Genomic DNA, 21,423 nt, shown 5'->3' on the forward strand with positions numbered 1-21,423 from the left:
GGCAGCCCCGGCGCTTCCACTGCTCTCTGGATGGTTCGCCAGAGTCCTCACTCGGCTCGGTCGCCGACAGTACCGCTACCGTTTGATCCAAAGGCGGACCGGAACGCTAGGGCAGGACAGCGCGATGTCACTCACCAGCGGAAGCTCGGTCCAGCTCCAGTCGCAATCTGAAACGAATGTTGTCCGGCTGGCCGCTTTTGCGGTCGACGCCGACACGGACGTACCCAGCTTTCGTGATCGATTTCAGGCTTGCCGCGTTGTCGGCAGCGACGACGCAGCCGAATGCCCGCACACTCCTGGCCGCGTCGTGTTCAACGATCGCGCGCTTGGCCGCCGTAGCGTATCCGCGGCATCGGTACTGAGGGGCGATGTAGGTCCCGGTCCCAAGCAACGGATAGTCCGCTGGGTCGTCGGGTTCGTGGCCAAGCAAGTTGCGGTACGGCCGATCCTGGACCGATGCCGCCACTAATCCGACCGGTTGCTGACCGTCGAAGATGACCCAGTTGTGGTGACCGCTGTCGGGCCCCTTGTCCAGCACCGTCTCGGCGAACCGAGAGTTGCCCATGCGGTGAACGAACTCTTTCGTGCGAGTCCATGCGATGACCTGGTTCCGGGTCGCTTCGTCGCACTCGGCAAAGTAACGCAGTTGCACCATAGCGGCTCACGGTAGCCTGCTGCGCAGCCAGTATCGTGCAACACATCGGCTAGTATTCGAAACTATGTTCGAGGATTGGCCGGATGAATTCAGCCCCTCGCTCCGCCGGGCTATCGCTCCGCCGACGCCGGTCGTCGTCAATCTCGGCAGAGCGATCCCCACTGATGCATCCGGATTCGGTCGCAACAAGATCGCTATGAGGGTCAAGGCAGGCGGCCTGAAACTGACGGACAACGTGCCAGGACGCTTACATGCCTGGGCGCGCGTCGCCGACGGCACTTGGCTTGGGCTCGTCGAGATGGTGCTGTGGACCGGCAACGGCCGCGGGCAGCTACCCGTCATGCAGTGGTGCCCAGCCTCCGCCATATCGCTGGCGAGTTGAGTTCAGCGGGAGCGGTAGGTACGTCCTAGCCGACAGGAGGCTCAGCCTCCGGGCGTGTGGGATCCAGTTCGATCAGCCAGCCCTTATGGATGCCATAGCCTGCGTACACGCACTCTTCGCACACCACGATGTTGGCGATCCCCGGGCTGTAGATAAACCCCTGCTTCGATCCCACGAACCGCTGGCAGTCGACGCAATCGTCGCCATAGATGTTGCGCTGCATACGTTTCTCCTCGGTGGATCAGCCCTGCCGGCTCGGGTGCGCCGGCCGACTGTCGTGTTGATGAATAGGAATCAATCGGCGTTCAGGCCAGCCAGATGACCCAGCCGATAGCCAGGACGAGGCACAACACGGCAAAGACGATGCAGGTGTTCGTCAGCCTCGCGGCTGTGCGCGTGAGTTGTTCGATCTCGGCAGCCGACTTCTTTCGACCCTCTTCAGCCTGGGAATTCAGCGCCAGCAGCTTTTTGGCCGCGGAAGTGAGCCGGTCGTTCTCGGCGACGGCTCGTCCGATCGCCTTCTTCTGGTCAGCTATGGTGCCGTCTTGCTCGCCGAGGGTTCTGACTTGGTCAGTGATCGTCTGCGCCTGTTCGTCGATCTTCTCGGCATGACTGTTGGCGGTGGCGCGTGCGGTGCGGAGGTCGGTTCGGAGTTGGTCGCGTTCGGCGAGGGCTTCGGCGAGTTGTCTCTTCTTCGTGGCGATTTCGTGGGCTTGGTCTTTGGTGTGTTGTTCCCAGTCGGTCACGGTGGCCCATCCTGCGGTTGTGGCGGTGCTGTATGCCCATGCCAGTTCGTCGGTGCTGCTGCTGGTCCAGTCCCGGAGAAACCGGTCGAGCGGCCAGCGCGCCACGGCCATCCGTGTCCCCGGCCCTCGCCGCGCGGGCTGGTGGCGGAGGACTCCGGTGTGGAGTTCGTACCCGCCGCGGGTGGCGGGGCGGAAGTCGCTGACGCCGGCGGCGGGCAGCTTCTCGACCCAGTTGCAGTGGCGGGTCAGCCAGACGACGCGGTCGCATCCGGCCGCGCGCAGTCCTTCGGTGCGTGCACGCGCGGTGTCGAGGTCGAGGTGGCTCCATTGCACCTCGACGGCGTAGGCGATTCCGTTCTTGGTGCCGTAGACATCCGGGAACTGGTCACCGATGTGGGGCTCTACCGTGGCGTCGGATAGCCCGTAGTGTTCGAGTCGGTCGCGGGTCCAGTGCTTGAGCAGGGCGTGGTCGAAGGTTTCCGACCCCTTCCCGCCGACCGGGATCTGAGGCTCCACCTTGTTGCCGCAGAGCAGGCAGCGAAGTCCCTGTTTGGCTTCCCAGTCGTCGAACACGCCGTCGTCGTGGACGTCGACGAGTACGCCGTAGGGGCCCAGCGCCGCGGTCATTTCGCTCCCCGGGCACACCCGTCCGCGTGACGCCACCATGCTCGACCCCCTGCGGCCTACCGAAACACGTTGTATCCGAAGGTAACTCGAGGCACCGACAAACACCGCCGGTCCGATCGCTACAGGCAGCGGAAGGGCACCACCCGCTGTAGCGAAACGCGACGGCGCGGCTCTAGGACTTCGGGCGGGCGCGGTGCGCCCGGACTCGGCATGCTCCAGAGCAGAACCGCCGCGGCCGTCCCGTCGTGGGCTGCGCTATCGATGTACGGCAACCCGGTGCGTGGCAGCGAGTTTCGTTACATGCCTGCCGGTCGCGCAGGGCGGCGTGTAGTCGGTGGCCAAGGTGTTCGGTGTAGGCCGGGGGAATTGCTTCGGCGAGTTCGGCGCGGTCGGTGGTCCAGTCGATTCCCATGGCGGTCTGCCATTGGGTGATGGTGCCTTTGCCGCCTCCTTGGCCGTAGACGGCGACGTAGGGGCCGTCGTATTTGCGGCCGTGTCGGTAGCCGGCGACCCGGCCGCGGTGCGGGATGTGTTCGGGTTGTGGTGTGCTCCAGCGGCCGAGTTCGAAGTAGCGGTGGCGGATGACGCCGAGTCCGAACATCTCCCCGCACAGCGTGATGTCGCGGCGTAGCTTCGCTCCCTGCACGTTCTCGATGACGGTCGGCACGTCCAGCGCAGCCAGGGCAGCCCGGGTCTGCGGGATCAGTTGCGGGTATTCGCGGCCCTGGTTGGTACCGGCGGTGAGAGTGCACGACGCCTGGCACGGGGGCGATGCGTGGACGGCGGCGAACTCGTGGCCGTGAGCGGCAAGGAATTCCAGCGCGTCGCCTTGGTGGAATTCGAACGGGTAGTTCGGTTGCGCGGTGATGTCGACGCCGACCACGTCGAATCCGGCGCGGTGGTAGCCGACCGCGGCTCCGCCTGCGCAGCAGAACAAGTCGAGCAACAACGGCCGCCGACCTCCCGCCCCGGTGCTACGCATCGTCGTCCTCCGATGTGGGCATGGTGAAGGGCTGGCTGCAGACCCCGCACAGGATCGGGCCGGCGTCGATCGTCTTCTTGTGGGCCCGTACTCGACGGACCGGGCTGCAACTGCACACCAACGCGCTACCGCTGCGCGGCGCCTTCTCCTTCCCCTCGTCGTCTTCGCCGTCGCCGTCCTTCGCCGCGAGGTCGTGTTCGGATCGGCGGTGCGCAACGATCGCCGCGGCCAAGGTAGCGATCTCGCCGGCGTACTGCTCGGCGGTGGGCTCGGGCAGCGTGGTGGTCGACCAGCCGATGCGCGGGTCGCGCTCGACCTTCAATCCGAATTCGTTGGCGAGGTCGCGGAACTTCCCGTTGTGGTAGGCACCGCCGCGGCTGGTCTCGGAGATTCCGCGGGTGCGCGCGGCGCCGTGGGCGGCCTCGTGCAGCAGGGTGGCGAGTACGTCGCGGGCGCCGAAGGCGAGTCCTTCGCCGCCGACGAACAACTCGGGCAGCACGTGCTGGCCGTGTTCCCATCGGTCGGCGCCGAACGCGCCGAGCCGCAGCCCGCGCCTGCCGGCCGATCCGGACGCCATCGTGACAACGACGTCGGGCACGTCCGGGTGCCGGGTGCGAAGGTTGGCCCATACCGATTCGATTGCGGTCGCCAAATCACTGGCAATGGAACTCATGAAACCCTCCCCAAGGGCTTGATGCATATGCATCAATTTTACCGGAACACGTTGCGCAGCAAAAGGTTTGACGCATACGCATCAACACAATTTGATGCCGACGCGTCAACTCCCACCGATTCCGCAGCATTGATGCATACGCGTCAAAACCCGTTGATGCATACGCGACAACCACCGGATTGACGCATACGCATCAAACGCACACCGACCGAACCTTCCTTTTGTGGTCATCGATCGAAACTGACACGCACACAACCTGACTCGACCACCGCACTGAGCGCGCCCCGCGCGCGAACACGACTCCGTAGGAGTCGCACATGCTCACGCGCCCAGCTCTACCAACGCAACGCACCCACCCAACCCCTCTTTTGTGGTCTCTCTTCCCCTTGTGGTTCTTTCCCCCTTCTTCTGGTTCCTCTCGTCTCCCAACTGTTTGGTGTTGGCTCTCCTCCCGTCCGGCCGCCACTCTCTGTGATCAGCGAAGCCACAGAGAGTGGCGGCCGGACGGGAGGAGAGACGACGCCAAACACCCAGGTCACAGCGATCTTGTATCGGAATCCAATCGGAATGCCATTCGCATTGATTCCGCATTCGTTCCGAATTGATTCCGCATTGGTTCCGCATTGAAAATCGTTGCCCGACACAGCAGTAGACCCGTCCAGCGATGCTGGGCGGGCCTACTGCTGTGGTTGCTCGCTACCGTGCTCGACCAGCTCCCGAGCGGGCGCCGGCGGGCCGGGAAGGTCATTCGGGGTGCGTCTCCTCTTCACCTCCCACCAGTCCGACGTTGGCGGTCAGTTCTTTGGCCGCGGTCACGGTGCGCGTGACTGCGGACGGGCTGAGTTCGACGTGCTCGGCGATGCGCGAGTGCGACCACTGCTGCTCGAACTTCAGCCGCAGAATGGTCGCGACCTTCTCCGGATCGCGACGGCCGGCCGGATCCGCACCGCACACCGATTCGGCGACCTGCGCCCACCGGTCCTGCGCACCCTCCGGTTCGATCGTGGTGCGTTGGGCCGGTTCGATCTCCGGCAGCGACGGTTGCGCGGTGAGTGCTGTCGACTGCGAATAGGTTTCGGTCCGCACCTCACGCACCGACACCCTATGTACCGGCTCCTGGCTGCGCACCGACTCCGGACCGGCGTCGACCGGTTCCACACCGGCACGCACCGGCAGCGCGGACTCTGGGTCGGTGGTGCGCACGTCGTCGGTGTCGTGGTGCTCACGCAGGATCATGTGCGCAAGCGCTGCGCCCATGCCGAGGACTCCGACCGGCAGGCAGGCGACCAGCACGGTGACCGGCCACGGTGCCGAGTTCATTTTCGCGGCTTGCATCAGGTGGTAGGCGATCTGCCCGACCGCGCCCAGGATGAGGCTGCCGAACGCGGAATACTTGGCGTACCTGCGGGTTCCCTCGGATCGGATGCGGTTGCCCAACCACACATACAGCGCGTAGGAGGCATAGGCTTCCATGCCGATCGGCAGCGTGATCGCGGTGTTGATCGTGAACGTGTCGGCGATACCGGGCAGCGGATGCACCGGACCGAACCCGGTCAGCTGCCCGAGTCCGACCCAGCCGGACCAGATCGCGACGAACGCAGGCAGTGCCAGCAACAGCACCGGCCACGCCCGCATCGGCTGATGATTGGATTGCGCACCGGTCTGCGCACTGGCTGGTACGCGGTGGTGCGCAGCATCGTCGCTGCGCACCGGCTGCGCACCAGACCGGAATTCGGTGCCGGACATTGGTGTGTTCCTTCCTCGTGAGATTTGCTGGGTCAGCGCACCGGGGTCACCGGCTACGCGTCAGACCCCGGGCCTGTGCCTGTTCGTGTTGTGGTGGTTGGCGAAAGTGGCGATCCAGATACGGGACGGGTTCGAGTTCGTCGATGCGGTGGAACGCGTCGAGGTGGTCGGACAGGTCCTTGCCAGCGGCGGCCTGCATCACCCGCACTTCCCCGACTCGTCCGTGCAAGGTTTCGGCGACGGTGTTGGCGTGGCGGTATCCGGGGCGGTCGCGGTCGGCGACCACGATCACCCGCCCCGCCCCGTGCAACCATTTGGCGTGTTCGGGGGTCCATTTCCCGGCGCCCATCGCGTTGCAGGTCGCGATCTGCCCGGCCTCGAACGCGCGCTGCACGTCCTTCTCGCCCTCGCAGACGTAGATTTCGCGGCCGGCGTCGACGGCTTCGACGACGTCGGGCAGCCGGAACGGCAGCGGCGCGAATCCGGTGTGTTCCCATTCGGTTCCGGTCCAATGGGCCTGCCAGAACGATTTCGCGTCCCCGTGCTCGTGCGGGGTCCGCACCCGCGTCACCGCTCCCTCCACCCGTCCGTCGGGCCACCGGTAGACGTAGGTTTCGACGTTCTCCGGCTCCCCGATCTGCTCCCCGATCTCGCGGCGAGCCGGGAACGCGAACCGGGCGTAGTCGATGGCCTTCTCCACCCGCGACTTCGGCACCGCCGTGGTTGGGGCGGGGCGGCCCGGCCGCCGCTGGGCGCGGCGGTTCGGGTCGCGTTCGGGCAGGCGGTCCCACAGGTCCCGCACCCGTAATCCGATGCGGGACAGAACCTGTTCGTCGTCGCAGTGTGCCCAGCACCGGACCATCGTTTTGCCCTGCTGCGGGTCATACCGAACACCGAGTGACGGGTTGTGGTGGTGGCCGTCGGCCTCGTGGACCGGGCACAGGAAGTTGGTCCACTGCATCGGGCCCCGGGGATGCGCCGGTGGGCCCATCGTGCGGCTGAGTGCGTCGGTGACCACTTCGTAGGAGCGGCCCCATTCCTGGCGCGGGTCCATGGCTCACCGCTCCCGCACCGGTCGCTGCGCGCGTTCGGCCTGCTGACGCTGTTGCCACTGCTGGATCAGGGTGCGGCTCTGGTCCATGCTGCGGAGCTGTACGTCGGTGAGCCCGATCTCGTTGCCCTGCTGCTGGTTGTGGGCAATGTCTGCGCGCATGCGCTCCATTGCCTGCGGGTTGTCTTTCCAGTCGTGGTAGGCGTCGTCGAGGAACTGCCAGTGCTCGGCGTGCGGGCCATTGAGCCACCGCTTGTCGTATTCGCAGCTCTTGGAATAGATCTGGTCCATCTGTTCCTCGGTGACCCCGGACCGGTAGGCGCTTTGGTCCAGCTCGGCCCGCTCGGCGAACTCGCGCCGCATCATCTCCTCGTGTTCGCGGTTCATGACTTATCGGCTCCTCTCGATACCGTTGCGCGCCGGCCGCGTGTGGCCGTTGCCGCTGGTCTCGCTGATCTCGTGCAGCACCTCCCGCGGCATCGGCGCGGTGTTGCCCAACTTCGCGTCCGCGTCGATCCGCTCGGCGGACCCGAACCGGTCCCGTTTCGGGGTGGACTGGGCGAGTTTCTGCACGGCCTCGTCGCGTTCAGCCTTGAACTTGTCGCGCTCGCTCAAGTACTGGTCACGCTCGGTTTTAAACCGGTCGCGGTCCACGGTGACCTTCACCAACTTCAACCCGTTCTGCCGCAACTCCTCCAACTCCCGCGTCTGGCCAAGGTTGGCGTTCTTCAACGCCTCCACCTGCGCCGTCGCCGCGGCCAACTTCCTCTTGTGGTCGTCACGGTCGGCAGTCACCGCGTCGACCCCGCGCTGCAGGATCTCCACCCGTCGCGCAAGCTGGTCACGGTCCTCGCGCAACCCGCGCAACTCGCGTTCGATCTCGGCCAGCCGATCGGGCTGTTTCGACTCCTGCGCAACGGGTTCCGGCGCCGGAACCGGCTGCGCCGGTCGGGTTTCGGTGGGTCGGTCCGGCGGGCGCTGCCGTTGCTGGGTCTGCTGCGGGCCCCAGGTGGTGACCTCGTCGCGCACCATGCCGAGCGGCCCGGTCGCGGACTGCCCGGTCGGGCCTGGGTTGCGCGAATCCCACATCGTTGCGACGAACTGGCCGTCGCGGCGGCTGCTGCTGTTCTCGTACTCGTTCAATCGGTCGGCGACCCACTGCTGGGCCTGCTCGCGTGTAACGAAACTCGCCGTGCGCGGGCGGTCCTGGTGCGGGACCGACGCCAACGCGGGATCGTGGTCGCGGCCGTAGTACTCGTCCGGGCCCACCGCCGCCACGAACGGCGCCGCCCCGTCGGTGCCGAGTTCGCTGCGGCGGGCCTCGACGCCGGCCAACTGGGCCCGCAACCGCGCGGCCTCCGTGTCGAGCTGGCGGGCCTGGTCGGTGCGCTGCTGCTGCTCGCGCTGGACGGCCAGGTCGCGTTCGATCTCGGTCTGCCGCTGCTGGGTGCGGCGCTCCGAGGTCACCGCGGCTTCGCGTGCGGCGAGTGCGGAGCGGTCATCGAGCGGCGTGAACAGTCGCTCGATCCGCACCGCGGCGGGCTGGCGTTCGATCTGATCGAGGGCCTGGACTACCTGTCCGCGCTGTTCCAGCGGTAGCGCGGTGGTGTGCAGGGTGTGCTCGATGCGGTGCCGGATGGCATCGAGTCGGTCGGTCCGCTCGGCGAGCCACTGCTGGTTGTCGGGTCGGGACAGGTCCACGTGGTTGCGGGCCCAGTCCAGCTCGCGGGCCTCGCGGTGGTAGTCGCTGACCCGCAAGTCGGCCCACGCACCAGCGATGCGGCGCTCGCCGACCTCGACCCGCACCGCCTCGGCCAGATCCCGGCGTTCGCGGCGGGTGAGTTTGCGAACTCCGCTGTAGCGGTGGCGGTTGCGGTGCGCCTCGATCCAGGTGCGGGCGACGTTGAGGATTTCGCGCAGTGCTCGCGAAGATTCGCGGCTGATCTGATCGATCTCGTTGTCTGACATATCGGTCGATTCCTTTCAGTTCCAGTTGTTTTCGGGGTTCGGGTTATCGGGTGCGTTCGATCGGCGCGCGTTGGCGGTTGCGGTGGTCGAGTTCGTCGGCGGCGCGGTCGGTGAGCTTCAATCGGGACGCGTACCGGCCGCGGGTCTCGGCCAACTCGTGCTCGGCGACGCGCACCCGCTCGTCGACGCGGTCGAGGTCGTACAGGACCGTGTCCGTCGCCTCGACCGGATCGATCTCGGCGCCGAGGGTGTCGACCTCCAACGCATCGGGGTGCCGGCGCAGGGTGCGGTACTCGCGGCGAATCTCTGCGAGCTCGCGCCGGATCTCGTTCATCCGGTCGCTGACGTCGTGCAGGCGGCCGTGCAGATCGACCGGGGCGGTGCGGATCGGGTCGGGCGGGAATCGGTCTGCTCGGTAGTCGTTGTGGTTCATGGCTTTTCGGTTTCCTTCCACTGGATTTCTTGCGGGCTCGGCGGGCGGTTATGCGGCGCCGAGGGATCGAGGGTTGTCGGGATAGGGCTCGTCGGGTGCGAGGCCGAGGAGTTGTTTGCTGAACTGCCAGTCGACGAGTGCCTGTTCGGCGGTGTGGCCGACGATCTGGCTGGCGGTGGTGAACGCGAGCGACGCGCGATAGCGGGCAGCGTTGTCGGCGGTGAAGCCGTACTCGTGGCCGGCGTCGGGATCGATGTGCAGCATCCGGTACTGCTCGGGCACGGTGGCGTCGATCTCCAGCAGCCGCGCGCCGGTCGATTCCCACGGCAGTGGGGAGCAGATGAACGCTTGGGCGAGCTGGTACCACATGCCGCGGATCAGCCCGTCGCGCCAGTGCTGCTTAGCGTCGGTGGTGTCGACGAGCCCGAGGACGCCAGCGTGTTCCTCGCACGCGAATTGCGCTGCGTGCGAGCAGAACAGGGTCGCCATCTCGTCGAGCCAGTACTCGATATCGGTGACTGACACCGTTGAGTCGGCCCGGTCGGTGATGTCGCCGCTCATCACTGCGCCACCTCCGCGGTCGCGGTGTCGTCGTGGCGGGACCGGGCTGCGGTGGCGCGGCTGGTCAGCCATGTGACGGCGCCGACCAGGGTGCGGGCGAACGCGGCGCTGCCGCGGGCCAGCGCGGTAGCGATCGCGGCGACCGCGACGGGTAGCGGGGGCCGCAGGGCGGCGTTCCACCACAGGTAGGCCAGCCACCCGATGCCGTATCCGGCTACAGGGACCGCGACGACGGCGGGCTGTCCCCATCCGGCCAGCGCGGCGGCGGTGACCACAAGGGAGGAACTGGCCGCCGTCGAGGTCAGCAACCGGACCCGGCCACCGGAGACGGCGGTGCCGGCATCTTCGGTGGGCTCGATATCGTCGTGGTCCTCGGCAGGGATCGTGGGGACCAGTCGCAGGTCCGGCTTGTGCTGTGCGGGTGCCAGTTCGGCCGATGCGGCAGGCGTGCGGTCGGTGGCGCGGACGGCGGCGGCGAGGAAGTCGCTGACTTCGTCGGCGATCATGTTGCCGACCTCGTCGGCGGGCACGCCCGCGGCGATGTCTTCGAGCCGCTTGCGCCGGTTGTCGTCGTTGTGGTCGTGTCCGTCGTCGTCTCGGATGATGCGCATGACGTTGTGCTCCAATCAAATTCGAAAGAGATGGATGAGTTACGCGGCGGCGGTGGCGGCGCCGCCGATACCGGGCTGTGTGGCGGTCTTCTTCGCGGCATCGGTGCCGGGAAGCGGCGTGAGGCGTTTGGTGTCGAGGGGGACGATGCGGCCGTAGAAGGCGCGGCCCTTCTTGGCGAACACGAAATCGCCGGTCTCGAACTGGCGGACCCGGTCAGGGTCGACCAGCCACTTCTCACCGACCGAGACCTGGCCTTCGTCGCCGTGGCGCTGGCCCTTGATCAGGTGCCGAGACGGCAGCATCACCCGCCGGGATCCGAAGTGCTTGCACAGCTCACCGAAGTTCTCGCCGTACCCGATCAACACCCCGCCCGCGCACGCTTTCAGCAGCCGATCCAGCGACCACTTATCTGCAGCGAGCGATTCCGGAGACTGACCGGCGAACACCATCGCCACGCCCTGGGAGCGGCCACGTTCGGCGATCTCCTCCAGCCCGAGCGACCCCTGCTTCGTGGTCAGGGCGCTGGCCTCGTCGAGGTACAGGGTGACCGAGCGGCGCTGGTCTTTGCGTTTGCGGCCGGCGCGCTGCATCACCATCCGCAGCGTGGCTGCGACCTGGGAGCGGGCGGCGTCCTTGTCGAGTCCGGGAACGGTCATGAACAGCACCGACAACTCGTCGATGTTGCGGCCGCCGTCGAACACGACGTTGCCGGAATCATCTTTGAGCAGGTCGAACAGGTTGCTGCACTTGATCAGCGCGTCATCGATCTGGGGGACCTTCTCCGCCTGCAACGCGTTTACCTGACGCACCACATCCGGCGCGTTCGACCAAATCTCCTTCAGCTTGTGCTCGTTGAGCCGTTCCAGGAACTCGACATGGCTACCCGGCTCACCGATCGGCGCATCCACCACGAGCGAGATGACACGTTTGCGAAGGTCGTCGAAGTGCTGGCCCTCCGAGGTGCTGGCCTCACCCGAGCACAGGAACTCACCCAGCACTGCGCGCTGGTCACGGGCAGGCATGTCCCAGATGTGGAGGCGATCCCCGCCCGGGACGACGGTCGCGATCTCGTTGGCGGGAACGCCCATCGCGGTCGCCAGGCGCGCGATCTCGCGCCCGAATTCGAGGTCGTCCTGGCCGCCTTTGCAGGTGATGAGCACCAGTTGCGGCTTGGGGTGCTTGGCCGCCATCTTGGGGACGTCTTTCCACCGGTACCAGGCCCGCCACTCGTACTCGAAGGTGGCGAGGGCGTGGCGTTTGATCAGCTCGGTTTTGCCGCCGCCGGTGGTCGCGATGATCGCCTGATGCCGCTTGATGTCCTTGTGCGGCACCGTCATCCAGTGCTGATGCCGAGCGGTCAACTCCCGCATCAGCCCAGGGGTCTTGATGTCGGTGCGGTCGGCGAGCGTGCCGAGCACGATGTTCGCGCCGGCACTGTAGGGGGCGCCGAGTTTCGCGGCACGCACCGCGGCGCGAGCACGGCGGGCGGTGAGCGCTTCCTGCATGCGTTCTGTGCGTGCCAGCGACTTCAACCCGACGGTGTTGGTCTTGAGCACGAAACTGGCCCACCAATACGTCGCGGCCAGCATCGCCACCGGCACCCCGAGCGACAACATCAGCCGCACACCGGAGAAGTCACCGGCGGCGACCTGCCCCGCACCCGACCACAAAAGGGAGGCGGGGGTGCTCCAGGAACCGCCGGCCAGGACCGACAACACCGGCAGCACCAGCGATCCGAACGCGAAGTTCCGCAACCGGTGCGGCGCCAACGGGAGTGCGGAGGCGACGCCGATGATCAGGATCAGCATCGCGACCACGACCACACCGGCCACCAGCGAATTCGCTACCACGTGCTCGACGGCGGATACGTTGGGCAGGTGCAGGCCGGTGATGTGGTGGTCGACCCGGTCGGTCACGTGCTGGACGGATGCGGGGGTGCCGGGAGGGGATTGGGGGTGCAGGTTGCCGAACGGGGCGCTGCTGCCCGGTGCCGGCGACATCGGCGCGGGAACCGGAGTGGTGTAGGCGTCCTTGCAGTCGTCCGGGGTGATCAAGGGTGTGCAGTCGCTGGTCATGATGCTTCCTTGGAAAGTCGAATGAGGTTGTGGCGGTGGCGATTCGCGGTCTTCGCGGCGCGCATGGCGCGGCGCTTGTCGATGTGCTGCTGCCACTGCTCGTCGAAGTCGCCGACGGCGAACAGCAACTCCAGGTCCGCCAGTTCGCGTGGCAGGCGCTTCTTCGCCGCGGTCACCGCCGCGATGACGCGTTCGGTGCGGCACAGATACAGCACCCCGACCAGGCGGTGCGGTTGCGCGTCGCGCGCAGATCGGAAGGCACCGGCCAGCGCGGAATCGAGGTGTTTGGGGTCCTTTTCGGTCAGTTCGACTTCCAGGGCCCACCAGCCGTAGGTGCCGTCGATGACTCCGCAGAACCAGCCGTCGTGCACGTGCGGGCGGTTGGGCATCGGCTCGCGGCCGGTGCTGAACTCCAGCACCGGTTTGCGGTTGCGGGCCTCGGCCTCGGCGCGCAGCCGCTTGCCGGCCTCGTGGCGCAGCACGCGCTCGGACACCCACGCCTGCGGGTCGGAGCCGACCAGCATGATGCGGGCCTGCGCGACCGCCCGGTAGTGGTGGGCGAACATCAGCGGCGGTTCCCACTCCGAGGGCCGCCACCCCAAATAGCGTGCTGCCACATCGCGTTTCGGATACAGCCACGCCCGCCCGCGCTGCACCTTCGCCAGCGACGCCCACCCGTTGTCGACCAACACCCGCGCGATCGCATACGCACTGGACTCGTGCACGTTCAAGAACTCGGCCAGCACATCGATCTGCAGCCCGTGCATATGCGAGGTCGCCGACAACACCTCCGCCTGGCGCTCGGTCGCGGTGTCCTGGCGCGGGCCCGGAAGGATCCGGCCCATCGACCCCGCCGGCACACCCAGCTCCGCGGCGATCTCCGCGACGCTGTAGCCCTGCGCCCGCAACGCCGCGGCCTCGCCCAGCTGCTTTTCGACCTGCCGCAACGGGATACCGAGCGTGCGACGAATCTCGCCGTAGGACAGCCCCGCGGCACGCAAACCGGCAACGATCTGTGGGCGGTAGCGGCGCTCCAACGCCACGAAATCCGCGGCGTCGGTCTTCGTGTTGTGGTTCATCGGGTTCGCTCCCTTCCCGGTCGGGCAGCGCGGCGGGCAGCCAGATCGGCGCGCGCGGCCTCGATCAACTCGCGCATGTCCTCCGCGTCGATCCCCCGGCGTTCACACGCCTGCGCCGAACGCACCCACCGCGCGATCCGCAGCGACTCCAACTGCGCCTCGGTCGGTTCCTGCTTCGGCCGGGTCTGCTGCGCGTCGTAGAGATACGCCTGCCGGCGACCGCGGCCGCGGACTTGGGCCTGCCACTCGCTGGTCGGGCGGCGGCCCTCGGCGTCGAGCTGCCGCCAGGTGCGCAGATGCTGCGGCGCCATCCGCCACGGCCACGTCGGCACCCCGTACCGCTGGCCCTCCGGGTCCAAATACGCGGTACTCATGGCGCGACCCCGGGCAGATAGTCGATGCCCAGCTCGATCAGCTCGGCGCGATGCGCGGCCACGAACCGCTCGACCGCCTCGGTGATCCGGGCCAGGCTGTCTTCCATCCCGGCGACGTATTCGTCGAACCGGCGGTCGAATTCGTCTGCGTTCGCCGTGGGATCGGTCATGTAGACCGCGTAGTCGTAGCTGCGATCCGCCGGCGCGCTGATCACGCAGCTCTCGTAGAACCGCAACTTCTCGGCCAGCACCTCGGCCTCGTCAGCTACCCGCGCCAACACAGCGCGACGGTCGTTCTCGCCGGTCATCGGGTCACCCCCGACTCCGCCGGCGCCGTCGTCGGGACGACATGAACGCAATCGATCCGCGAAACCTCGTCCGCGCGACACACATTCGGCGACGGCGCATAGGTCGGGCTGCCCTGGCCGAGCATGATCCCGAACACGATCCCGGCGCCGAAACACACCGCCGCCGCCAACGCGATCAGCCGCCACTTCGGCGGGGTCGCATATATACCCGCCTGCACCAGTCCAGCCGCGTCGAACTCCGGCCGACCGAACGCCGCCAACCCGGCGTGGTGGCGGGTGTAATCCAGACTGTTCATCGCCGCCACATCCCCCGCGGACGACGGAACATCGTCGACACCAGCCAACGCAGCCCGAACACCAACACGACCGCCGCGATCACGATTCCGATCACCAGATCCGGCGACGTGACCAGCGCGTACAGGCCAACCATGGTGACGACCAAGAGAAGAGGGATTCGAGACATCACTGGTCACCTGCCTTGTGCGGATTCCGGCAACGCCGACGTCGAGACTGCGCAGAACGCAGCGCAAGCCGCGTGTAGTGGGCCTTTCGTGCATGCTCAGCACGCCGCGCCCGCTCCTCCGGGCTAAGCAAGCCGTCCGGATCGACTTGATGCTCGAACTTGCTCGCGAGAGCCGCCCGCGCCTTCGCGGTTCGGGCAGCACGATCTGTGGTCTGAGCCCAGGAGGCGTGTGCAGCGATTCGTGCCTGCAGCACACGGTCTTTCGCGTTGTCGCTCATGCCGCACCGCCCGGCTCAAGCGACGCGACCGGGCGAGCCAGCGCGAGCACTTCGCGACTGCTGACCCGCCACATGTGGCCGTTCAGCTTGTATCCCTGCAGGTGGCCGGCCGCGATCCAGTGTCGAATCGTCTTGCGATCGACGTCGACGAGCGCCGCGGCCTTCTTCAGACTGATCAGATTGCGGTCGTCTCGGTGATCGAGGCGAGCGTCGGAATGCGTATCCAATGGAATTCACTCCCTGAGGTGGAAAAGTCTGGAAAAACTGACCACTTCAGGCTCGTTTCCGCCCCTGTCTCCCCTCGACGCCCCGAAGGTCTCACCTTCTACTTCTTTGCATCTTTCGGTATCTTCTGTGTCTCATCTCTGATATGCTGATGCCACTGACTCGGATCCACAGAGCAAGGGGCGGCGACCATGGGAACGGTTCTGAAGGCTCTTTTGCAGCAGCGACACTTGCAGACGGTCTCTGCTTTCAACCGGGAGTACGACCGCCTCGCCGGAAAGCTTGAGCCGGAGCTTGTCGGATGTGGGCCGAAGAAGGCCCAGTTCTATCGCTGGCTCGCAGGCGATATCTCTAAGCTCCCATACCCCCATCACTGCCGGATCCTGGAAGTCATGTTTCCGGGATGGACCATTGAGGAACTATTCCAGGAATCTTCAGGCTCACCAGACGAACTAACACGTCCGCTGGAGAGCCCCAGCATTGCCGAAGAACGTGAGCTCGCCGACGTCGAGGCGGTGTATGCGTCCCGGCTGGACTTTTTGCAAGCCATGCCGCCCCAAGAGCTTTTCAAGACGGCGCGTCAGATCGATATGTCGGGCCTATCGCTCAACATGTTGTGTCAGCAGTATTCGGACAGCGACACCCTGCGCCTGATCGAGAGCGGCGCCGTTTTGCGCTGCTTATTCCTTGACCCAGAAGGGAATTCGATTCGCGAGCGCGAGAAGGAGGAAGGACTGCCTCCTGGCCTGCTCTCGAACCTTACCGACACGAACATCCGCACGCTTGAGCGAGTTCGCAGCAGGGTAAGTGCAGATGCATCAGGCGCACTGCATATCCGTGTTTACGACCAACCCGTCAGATTCAACATAACGATTGTGGACGCGAGCCTATGCGTCATGCAGCCCTACCTGCCGTCCGCGCGTGGGGTAGACTCCCCGACGTTCGTCTCCCGGAAGACGGCCGTCGGCGGAATCTTTAGCACGTTCTCCACGGTCTTCGAAACGATGTGGCTGGATGGAAAAGAGAGGTAGATCGCGTGACACTTTCCGACGGACTTCTTGCGATTGCTAGAGAAGCCGTCGCGGAAGGCTCGTCCTTATTTCGCGATCTGAGCCCTCAGACCATATCAACAAAGAGCGATGATCGAGATTTCGTCACCGACCTCGATTTTCGAATACAGACGAGGTTGCGCGACTTTCTCCGGCGCAAGACACCCGCCTTCGGCTTTCTAGGCGAAGAGGAAGACCATCATGTCGTTACAGACGGATATTTATGGATTTTAGACCCGATTGACGGAACCTCAAACTTCATTCATCACATACCGATGTGCGCAATCTCGTTGGGGCTCGTTCGCGATGGGCGTCCGATAATCGGAGTCATAGCAGCCCCCTTCTTGGGGCTGGAATATTGGGCGACGGCTGATGGAGGCGCTTACGCAAACGGTAAGCGCCTGGCCGCCAGCAAAACAACGACGCTGAGAAGGTCCATAATCTCGATCGGCGACTACGCCACCGGAGCAGGGTCTGGGGTTAAGAATCAGCGGCGGTTTGCGGTAACAACGGCGCTCGCTGCAAGCGTGGAACGCGTGCGCATGCTCGGGTCCGCCGCCATCGATCTTGCTTGGGTTGCAGAAGGCCGCCTGGACGGGTGCGTCCTGCTTTCGAACAACCCGTGGGACACCGCGGCAGGCGTCCTCATCGCTCGCGAAAGCGGCGCAGTCGTAACGGATTCCGACGGCAGCGACCACACAATCACCTCATCCCACACGATCGCTGCAACCGCCGCGATCTCAGGCGAGCTGCTGTCTATCCTCAGCTCGGCCGATTAGCGCGCACCGACCGCACCGCTTCACGTACACCCATTCTGAGAGACTGGCTATGTCCGCAGACGCACGTGAGTCAGGGCCAGGAGGACGACGATGAGTTCCGTTACGCGAGCCGCGGAGCAAGCGGAGCCGCACACCGAGGCCCTCAAAATGGATGCCAGCCTCCGCGCGCTGGCCGACACTGCGAGGACCGGTGTCACGGTCGTGTGTGGTTTCCCCGCGTCCGGGAAGACAACTGCCGCCAGATTCCTAGCGGAGCTCGTAGACGCCGTCATCATCGACAAGGACACGTTTGCGCCAGAGCTCGAAGAATCGGTGATGGTGGCGCTCACCGGCGATCCCTATGACCGTGACAGCAATGCATACACGCGAGTGGTTCATCCGCACATCTACACGGCGCTGGTGCGCCAGGCGCTGTCTGTCGGCCACCACGCACCGGTCATCGTTGACGCACCCTTCCTAAGCCACGTCCGGACCGCTGCCGACCGAGGCATTCGGCTGAGTGAGCTAATCCGGTCCTCCGCGACCGGTCGGCCGGCACCGACAGTGCGGACCCTATGGGTAGCTGCCTCGACCGACCAGATTCGGCAGCGGATGGAGCAACGCGGCGCCCCGCGCGATGCTTCGAAACTCGCAGACTGGCGCACCTATAAATCCGAGGTGTTGGAGGCAGGCATCGAACACGCCGTTCAGGCTGCTGTCGACTACGTGATTCACAGTTAGACCCGCAGATGCGTTCGGAAGGACGACGCACATGGGCCATCTCGGCTGGCACCGCACCGACACGTCGGGCCGATGCGGCGTCGGTATTACCGCGAATCCAAGAGCTTTGTATTTTGCGGTTTTGCTCGCCGCTGAACGGCATCAATGCTGGTCAGGACAGCGCTCTCACGATGTGGACTCATAATCCGCTGGTCGTGGGTTCGAGCCCCACCCGCCCCACTCATGCCTTCTCACCAGCGGTGACACTGAGCGGTTCAGCCGGGTCGATCCGCTACAGGGCCGCTACAGCGCCGGTAAACCACGCTGAATCGGGACGTCCGTTTCGGGTGCAGCCGCGCGGCCATGGTGCAAGGCTGGTTGCGACAGCGATGCGATCCGAGGAGCAGTCATGGGCAGCACTGCCCGCGGCGAGCCCGACAGCGCCGCGTTCCGGTCCTGCACCGGTATCACCGCCGCACCGGCGCCGCTGCGGTCCGCCCACCTCCGGTACGACATGGTCGCCCAGCAGGGAGGAAGCTGCCTGCCGCTGCCGTTTCATCACGTCGACTACTCGTTTCAGGGAGCACCCGATGTCCACCATCCACCTCACGCACACCACCACGTCGACGCCGGAGCAGTTCGTCGCCGCCCTCACCGACTTCGGTCCGGGCCGGTCGGCGCTGTTCGGCAACAGCACCGACGAATACCTCCACGTCCATGCCCAGGACGCCACCCACGCCGACGTCACCGAGGGCTCGCACCGGATCTGGGAGCGGCTGCGCTACGACTGGTCCGACCCGCACCACGTCGTCATGACGACCACCGACTCCAATATGTGGGGCGGCGCATCCGGCCACACCTACACACTCACACCGATGCCCGACGGGACCACCGAAGTCGATGCCGTCGTGGTGCGCGAAGGCAAGAACCTCACGGGACATCTCCTCGAGGCGGTGATCGGCACGGTCGGCAAACGCGTGCTGGACAAAGAGCTCGTCAAGACCATTCACGCCGTCGAAGCGCGCAATGCCGGCGGGCCGTCGACCGACCCGGCTGCGGGGCCGCACGACCTGCATTCCTGAATCGGTCGGATGCCGCCACCGCGGCAGCATTCTCGAGGCCGCCGTGGCATGACCGCGCGATTCCGCTGTCACCTCAGGCTCTGAGCACGGGCCTCGCACGGCTGGAGTGTCATTTCACCTGTCCCCCAAGCGTTTTCGGCGGAGCACCGCAGTCCGGCAAATGACTGCCGCGCCCTATCGCCCCGCGAGTTCGGCGACGACCGGGGCCAGCCGCTCGGCGACGTCGGCGCCGAAAACGAAATAGGAGAAGCCGATCTCCTCGCGCCGCCGCTGGATTTCCTCGGCCGCGGCCGCCGGGTCGTCCGGGAGTACGGTCAGTGCGTCCGCCGCGCGCAGGGCAGCGGGGTCGGTGTCGGGCGGTGCCATATGGGGGGCGACAGTGTCGCCGACGACCGGCACGGCGAGCGCGAGCTCCAGGTCCCCGGTGATGCGGAAGTCGCGGGCCAGCTTCTCGACTTCGCCGCGAGGCTGGTCCCCCAGCGCGAAGGTGACCGTGTCCGCGACCTCGGCCGCCAGCGCCCGGGCCTTCGGACCGAGGACGGCCATCGCCACCGGCGTGTGACGGTCGGAGCCGTCGAGATCTCGCAGCGCCTCCACCGTCTTACGCACCTCGGCCAGCCGTTCGCTCGGCGAGACGACGGGCAGTCCTTTGTCGCGCAGCTCGTCCTCGATTCCCGGCCTGCCGGTGCCGATGCCCATCTCGAACCGCCCCTCGGTCAGCAGCGACAGCGAGTGCGCTTCCCACGCCGTCTGCCAGGGCGGGCGCAGCGGGGAGGCATAGACCCAGGTGCCCACCCGCAGGTCGGTCAGGGCCGCGGCGGTGGCCAGCATGGGACCGGGCGCCGGTTGCGTGAGCGGGAAGTCGGCCACCAGCAACGTGGAGTACCCACTGTCGGCGATGCGGCGCACGCGATCCCGCCACGTCGGCACGTCGGTCATGAGCGGGGCGACAACCCCGAATCGAAACGGTCGCGTCATCACTGGACTCCTGTCGGTCGCTGCGTTCAGAGACAGGGACGGTGGACCCACCCGAAATTCATCGGTGACCGTAGTCGGTGCCGTGCTGCCGCGCCCCGCCTGCGCCCGGCATCACCGAGCGCTCTCGCCGCCGCCAGGTATCGCGTCGACGAGCGGCATACGCGGAATCAGCGGCTACCGATACTCGGTTCGAGGGCAGCGGCAGCCTCTTGCGCGCTGGGACAGTCGTTGTGATCGGAGTAATCGACCTGGACGGTCAGGACACCCGTGGCGGTGCGGAGATTGACCGCGCAACCGAGCAGGATTTGCGGACCGAGGTACGCGTCGCGGCCGTTGATCTTCGTCACGACGGGTGCCTGACCACCGGGGCTCTCGCCGACCGATTGCGCCGAGGCGAGAGAGGACTCGTACGACCGCATGGGAGCGAGGGCGTTGGGATGCTCGAGGTACAAAACGCCTGTGCCGCCCGCCGAGGTGAACTTGCATTTCACCGAGTCGCCGGTGAGGGTCTCGGCGAGCTCCTTGGTGCGTGGATCGAATCCGGCGCTTCGGATCGCGGTGTCGGGAATTTCCTTGCACGGATCGAACATTCCCGTCGGCTTGCTCGCAGCGGCGGAGCAACCACTCACTGCGCCGAGCGCGACGACAGCAATGGCAAGGCCGATCAGGCGCGCTCGCATCCGTCCCCCGTGGAACCGTTCCATCGAACCGACCGCCGCCGATCCGGGCGCAACTATATACCTTGCGCACAACATCTCGGGGCTGCCGCTCAGTAGATGCAGCACGTAAACCTAAGTAGCACAAACGGTTCTACGCGAAATCGCGACGCGGGAACAACGTCACGGGGAACTATCGCCGTCCTCGCTCGGCGACCAGCTCGGCCACTCCCTCGCCGGAGAGCTGGTCCGGGGCGGGCCGGCGGCCGGTGATGAGCAAGAGCAGGTGGGTGACCGAACCTTCGATGACCGGTCCGGTGCCGGCGGTCCACTCGCTGTCGGAGGCTACGAGGCGGTAGTTCCCGAATTTCTTGCGGGCGTGGAAGGGGAAGCCGCCGTTCCATATCCGGTCGAGTGCCGATTCCGCTGCCGCTACCGGCATTTGGCGCGGAATGCCGAGTGGGATGGCGATGTCTTGACCGTGCACCAGCAGATCCATCAGCCGGTCGACGGGGGTCGTGCCGACGGGTGTGACCCGGGCGCCGATGCTGTCGTGCAGTTCGGCGAGCAGTTGTATGGTGGTCCTGCGGTCGGCGTGGCGGATGGCGGTGTCGCGGACCATGCGGTCGAAGTGGCCTCGGGCCCGGATCAGATTGAACAGGATCGTCCCGAGGCCGGAATCGGCCGACAGGATCAGGTGCGCGACGACATCGCGAACCCGCCAGCCCGCGCACAGCGAAGGCTGCGCCCAACCACTGTCGGGAAGGGACCGCAACAGTTCGACGAGACTCGTGCGCTCGGTGGCGACGGCCTGCCAGATCTGCTCGGTATCGATCGATGTCTTTCTCGCCATTGTCGGAACTCCTCGTCTGATCGGTGTTGCAGTACCGTAGGAGTTCCAGTCGGGTGGAGGTTCCAGCAATTGTGACCTATGGCACACAT

Annotated in this window: 27 protein-coding genes; 5 read left to right on the top strand and 22 right to left on the bottom strand. The window is 66.1% G+C overall.

Features of this window, described 5'->3' with window-relative positions:
- Positions 1 to 127: 127 nt before the first annotated feature.
- Positions 128 to 655 carry a GNAT family N-acetyltransferase gene (locus tag IRT45_RS32075; RefSeq protein ID WP_194809546.1) on the bottom strand — a complete coding sequence of 176 codons (528 nt, stop codon included), beginning with the start codon at positions 653 to 655 and terminating at the stop codon, positions 128 to 130.
- A gap of 64 nt (positions 656 to 719) precedes the next feature.
- Between IRT45_RS32075 and IRT45_RS32080 the strand changes: the two genes are divergently transcribed.
- Positions 720 to 1,037, top strand: coding sequence for a hypothetical protein (locus IRT45_RS32080; protein WP_228535696.1), 318 nt, complete (start codon positions 720 to 722; stop codon positions 1,035 to 1,037).
- A gap of 25 nt (positions 1,038 to 1,062) precedes the next feature.
- On the opposite strand, the gene IRT45_RS32085 is transcribed toward IRT45_RS32080, so the two are convergent.
- From IRT45_RS32085 to IRT45_RS32170, 18 genes are all read right to left on the bottom strand, one after another.
- Positions 1,063 to 1,260 carry a hypothetical protein gene (locus tag IRT45_RS32085; RefSeq protein WP_194809547.1) on the bottom strand — a complete coding sequence of 66 codons (198 nt, stop codon included), beginning with the start codon at positions 1,258 to 1,260 and terminating at the stop codon, positions 1,063 to 1,065.
- Positions 1,261 to 1,342: 82 nt separating this feature from the next.
- The gene (locus IRT45_RS32090) at positions 1,343 to 2,410 is read right to left on the bottom strand and encodes a hypothetical protein (protein ID WP_194809548.1); all 1,068 of its coding nucleotides are present in this window, start codon (positions 2,408 to 2,410) and stop codon (positions 1,343 to 1,345) included.
- Between the two features lie 172 nt (positions 2,411 to 2,582).
- Positions 2,583 to 3,392, bottom strand: coding sequence for a DNA methylase (locus tag IRT45_RS32095; protein ID WP_228535699.1), 810 nt, complete (start codon positions 3,390 to 3,392; stop codon positions 2,583 to 2,585).
- Positions 3,385 to 4,065 carry a hypothetical protein gene (locus IRT45_RS32100; protein WP_194809549.1) on the bottom strand — a complete coding sequence of 227 codons (681 nt, stop codon included), beginning with the start codon at positions 4,063 to 4,065 and terminating at the stop codon, positions 3,385 to 3,387. The genes IRT45_RS32095 and IRT45_RS32100 overlap by 8 nt, the downstream gene beginning before the upstream one ends.
- A gap of 744 nt (positions 4,066 to 4,809) precedes the next feature.
- Positions 4,810 to 5,811: a hypothetical protein gene (locus IRT45_RS37305; RefSeq protein WP_228535701.1), complete on the bottom strand. Its 1,002-nt coding sequence runs from the start codon at positions 5,809 to 5,811 to the stop codon at positions 4,810 to 4,812.
- Between the two features lie 46 nt (positions 5,812 to 5,857).
- On the bottom strand, positions 5,858 to 6,865 hold the full coding sequence (locus IRT45_RS32110; protein WP_194809550.1) for a toprim domain-containing protein: 1,008 nt from the start codon (positions 6,863 to 6,865) through the stop codon (positions 5,858 to 5,860).
- A gap of 3 nt (positions 6,866 to 6,868) precedes the next feature.
- Positions 6,869 to 7,249, bottom strand: coding sequence for a hypothetical protein (locus IRT45_RS32115; RefSeq protein ID WP_194809551.1), 381 nt, complete (start codon positions 7,247 to 7,249; stop codon positions 6,869 to 6,871).
- Positions 7,250 to 7,252: 3 nt separating this feature from the next.
- Complete coding sequence (locus IRT45_RS32120) at positions 7,253 to 8,830, bottom strand: hypothetical protein (protein WP_194809552.1); 1,578 nt, start codon at positions 8,828 to 8,830, stop codon at positions 7,253 to 7,255.
- A 43-nt stretch (positions 8,831 to 8,873) separates the two neighbouring features.
- Positions 8,874 to 9,263 (bottom strand): hypothetical protein, encoded by a 390-nt coding sequence (locus tag IRT45_RS32125; protein ID WP_194809553.1) that lies wholly within the window; start codon positions 9,261 to 9,263, stop codon positions 8,874 to 8,876.
- A gap of 48 nt (positions 9,264 to 9,311) precedes the next feature.
- Positions 9,312 to 9,824, bottom strand: coding sequence for a hypothetical protein (locus IRT45_RS32130; protein WP_194809554.1), 513 nt, complete (start codon positions 9,822 to 9,824; stop codon positions 9,312 to 9,314).
- On the bottom strand, positions 9,824 to 10,435 hold the full coding sequence (locus IRT45_RS32135; protein ID WP_194809555.1) for a hypothetical protein: 612 nt from the start codon (positions 10,433 to 10,435) through the stop codon (positions 9,824 to 9,826). Before IRT45_RS32135 ends, IRT45_RS32130 begins: the two co-directional genes overlap by 1 nt.
- Positions 10,436 to 10,474: 39 nt before the next feature.
- The gene (locus tag IRT45_RS32140) at positions 10,475 to 12,511 is read right to left on the bottom strand and encodes a hypothetical protein (protein WP_194809556.1); all 2,037 of its coding nucleotides are present in this window, start codon (positions 12,509 to 12,511) and stop codon (positions 10,475 to 10,477) included.
- Complete coding sequence (locus IRT45_RS32145) at positions 12,508 to 13,590, bottom strand: hypothetical protein (protein ID WP_194809557.1); 1,083 nt, start codon at positions 13,588 to 13,590, stop codon at positions 12,508 to 12,510. The genes IRT45_RS32140 and IRT45_RS32145 overlap by 4 nt, the downstream gene beginning before the upstream one ends.
- Positions 13,587 to 13,964 (bottom strand): hypothetical protein, encoded by a 378-nt coding sequence (locus IRT45_RS32150; RefSeq protein WP_194809558.1) that lies wholly within the window; start codon positions 13,962 to 13,964, stop codon positions 13,587 to 13,589. Before IRT45_RS32150 ends, IRT45_RS32145 begins: the two co-directional genes overlap by 4 nt.
- Positions 13,961 to 14,272, bottom strand: coding sequence for a hypothetical protein (locus IRT45_RS32155; protein ID WP_194809559.1), 312 nt, complete (start codon positions 14,270 to 14,272; stop codon positions 13,961 to 13,963). The genes IRT45_RS32150 and IRT45_RS32155 overlap by 4 nt, the downstream gene beginning before the upstream one ends.
- A complete protein-coding gene (locus IRT45_RS32160; RefSeq protein ID WP_194809560.1) occupies positions 14,269 to 14,568 on the bottom strand; it encodes a hypothetical protein in 300 nt (99 codons plus the stop codon). Before IRT45_RS32160 ends, IRT45_RS32155 begins: the two co-directional genes overlap by 4 nt.
- Positions 14,565 to 14,735 carry a hypothetical protein gene (locus tag IRT45_RS32165; protein WP_194809561.1) on the bottom strand — a complete coding sequence of 57 codons (171 nt, stop codon included), beginning with the start codon at positions 14,733 to 14,735 and terminating at the stop codon, positions 14,565 to 14,567. Before IRT45_RS32165 ends, IRT45_RS32160 begins: the two co-directional genes overlap by 4 nt.
- Before the next feature lie 274 nt (positions 14,736 to 15,009).
- Positions 15,010 to 15,240, bottom strand: coding sequence for a helix-turn-helix domain-containing protein (locus tag IRT45_RS32170; protein ID WP_194809562.1), 231 nt, complete (start codon positions 15,238 to 15,240; stop codon positions 15,010 to 15,012).
- Between the two features lie 189 nt (positions 15,241 to 15,429).
- Here IRT45_RS32170 and IRT45_RS32175 point away from each other — a divergent pair, with 189 nt between their 5' ends.
- The 4 genes from IRT45_RS32175 (at position 15,430) to IRT45_RS32190 (ending at position 18,847) form a co-directional block, all read left to right on the top strand.
- A complete protein-coding gene (locus IRT45_RS32175; RefSeq protein WP_194809563.1) occupies positions 15,430 to 16,269 on the top strand; it encodes a DUF5919 domain-containing protein in 840 nt (279 codons plus the stop codon).
- 5 nt (positions 16,270 to 16,274) lie between these two features.
- Entirely contained in the window at positions 16,275 to 17,066 is a 792-nt protein-coding gene (locus IRT45_RS32180; protein ID WP_194809564.1) for an inositol monophosphatase family protein, read from the top strand.
- Positions 17,067 to 17,156: 90 nt separating this feature from the next.
- Entirely contained in the window at positions 17,157 to 17,786 is a 630-nt protein-coding gene (locus IRT45_RS32185; RefSeq protein ID WP_194809565.1) for an AAA family ATPase, read from the top strand.
- Between the two features lie 569 nt (positions 17,787 to 18,355).
- Complete coding sequence (locus tag IRT45_RS32190) at positions 18,356 to 18,847, top strand: hypothetical protein (protein ID WP_194809566.1); 492 nt, start codon at positions 18,356 to 18,358, stop codon at positions 18,845 to 18,847.
- Between the two features lie 174 nt (positions 18,848 to 19,021).
- On the opposite strand, the gene IRT45_RS32195 is transcribed toward IRT45_RS32190, so the two are convergent.
- From IRT45_RS32195 to IRT45_RS32205, 3 genes are all read right to left on the bottom strand, one after another.
- The gene (locus IRT45_RS32195; protein WP_194809567.1) at positions 19,022 to 19,825 is read right to left on the bottom strand and encodes an LLM class flavin-dependent oxidoreductase; all 804 of its coding nucleotides are present in this window, start codon (positions 19,823 to 19,825) and stop codon (positions 19,022 to 19,024) included.
- A gap of 167 nt (positions 19,826 to 19,992) precedes the next feature.
- On the bottom strand, positions 19,993 to 20,505 hold the full coding sequence (locus IRT45_RS32200; protein WP_194809568.1) for a DUF3558 family protein: 513 nt from the start codon (positions 20,503 to 20,505) through the stop codon (positions 19,993 to 19,995).
- 169 nt (positions 20,506 to 20,674) lie between these two features.
- The gene (locus tag IRT45_RS32205) at positions 20,675 to 21,334 is read right to left on the bottom strand and encodes a maleylpyruvate isomerase family mycothiol-dependent enzyme (RefSeq protein ID WP_194809569.1); all 660 of its coding nucleotides are present in this window, start codon (positions 21,332 to 21,334) and stop codon (positions 20,675 to 20,677) included.
- Positions 21,335 to 21,423: the final 89 nt, after the last annotated feature.

The organism is Nocardia sp. BSTN01 (assembly GCF_015354405.1).
Classification (GTDB): domain Bacteria; phylum Actinomycetota; class Actinomycetes; order Mycobacteriales; family Mycobacteriaceae; genus Nocardia.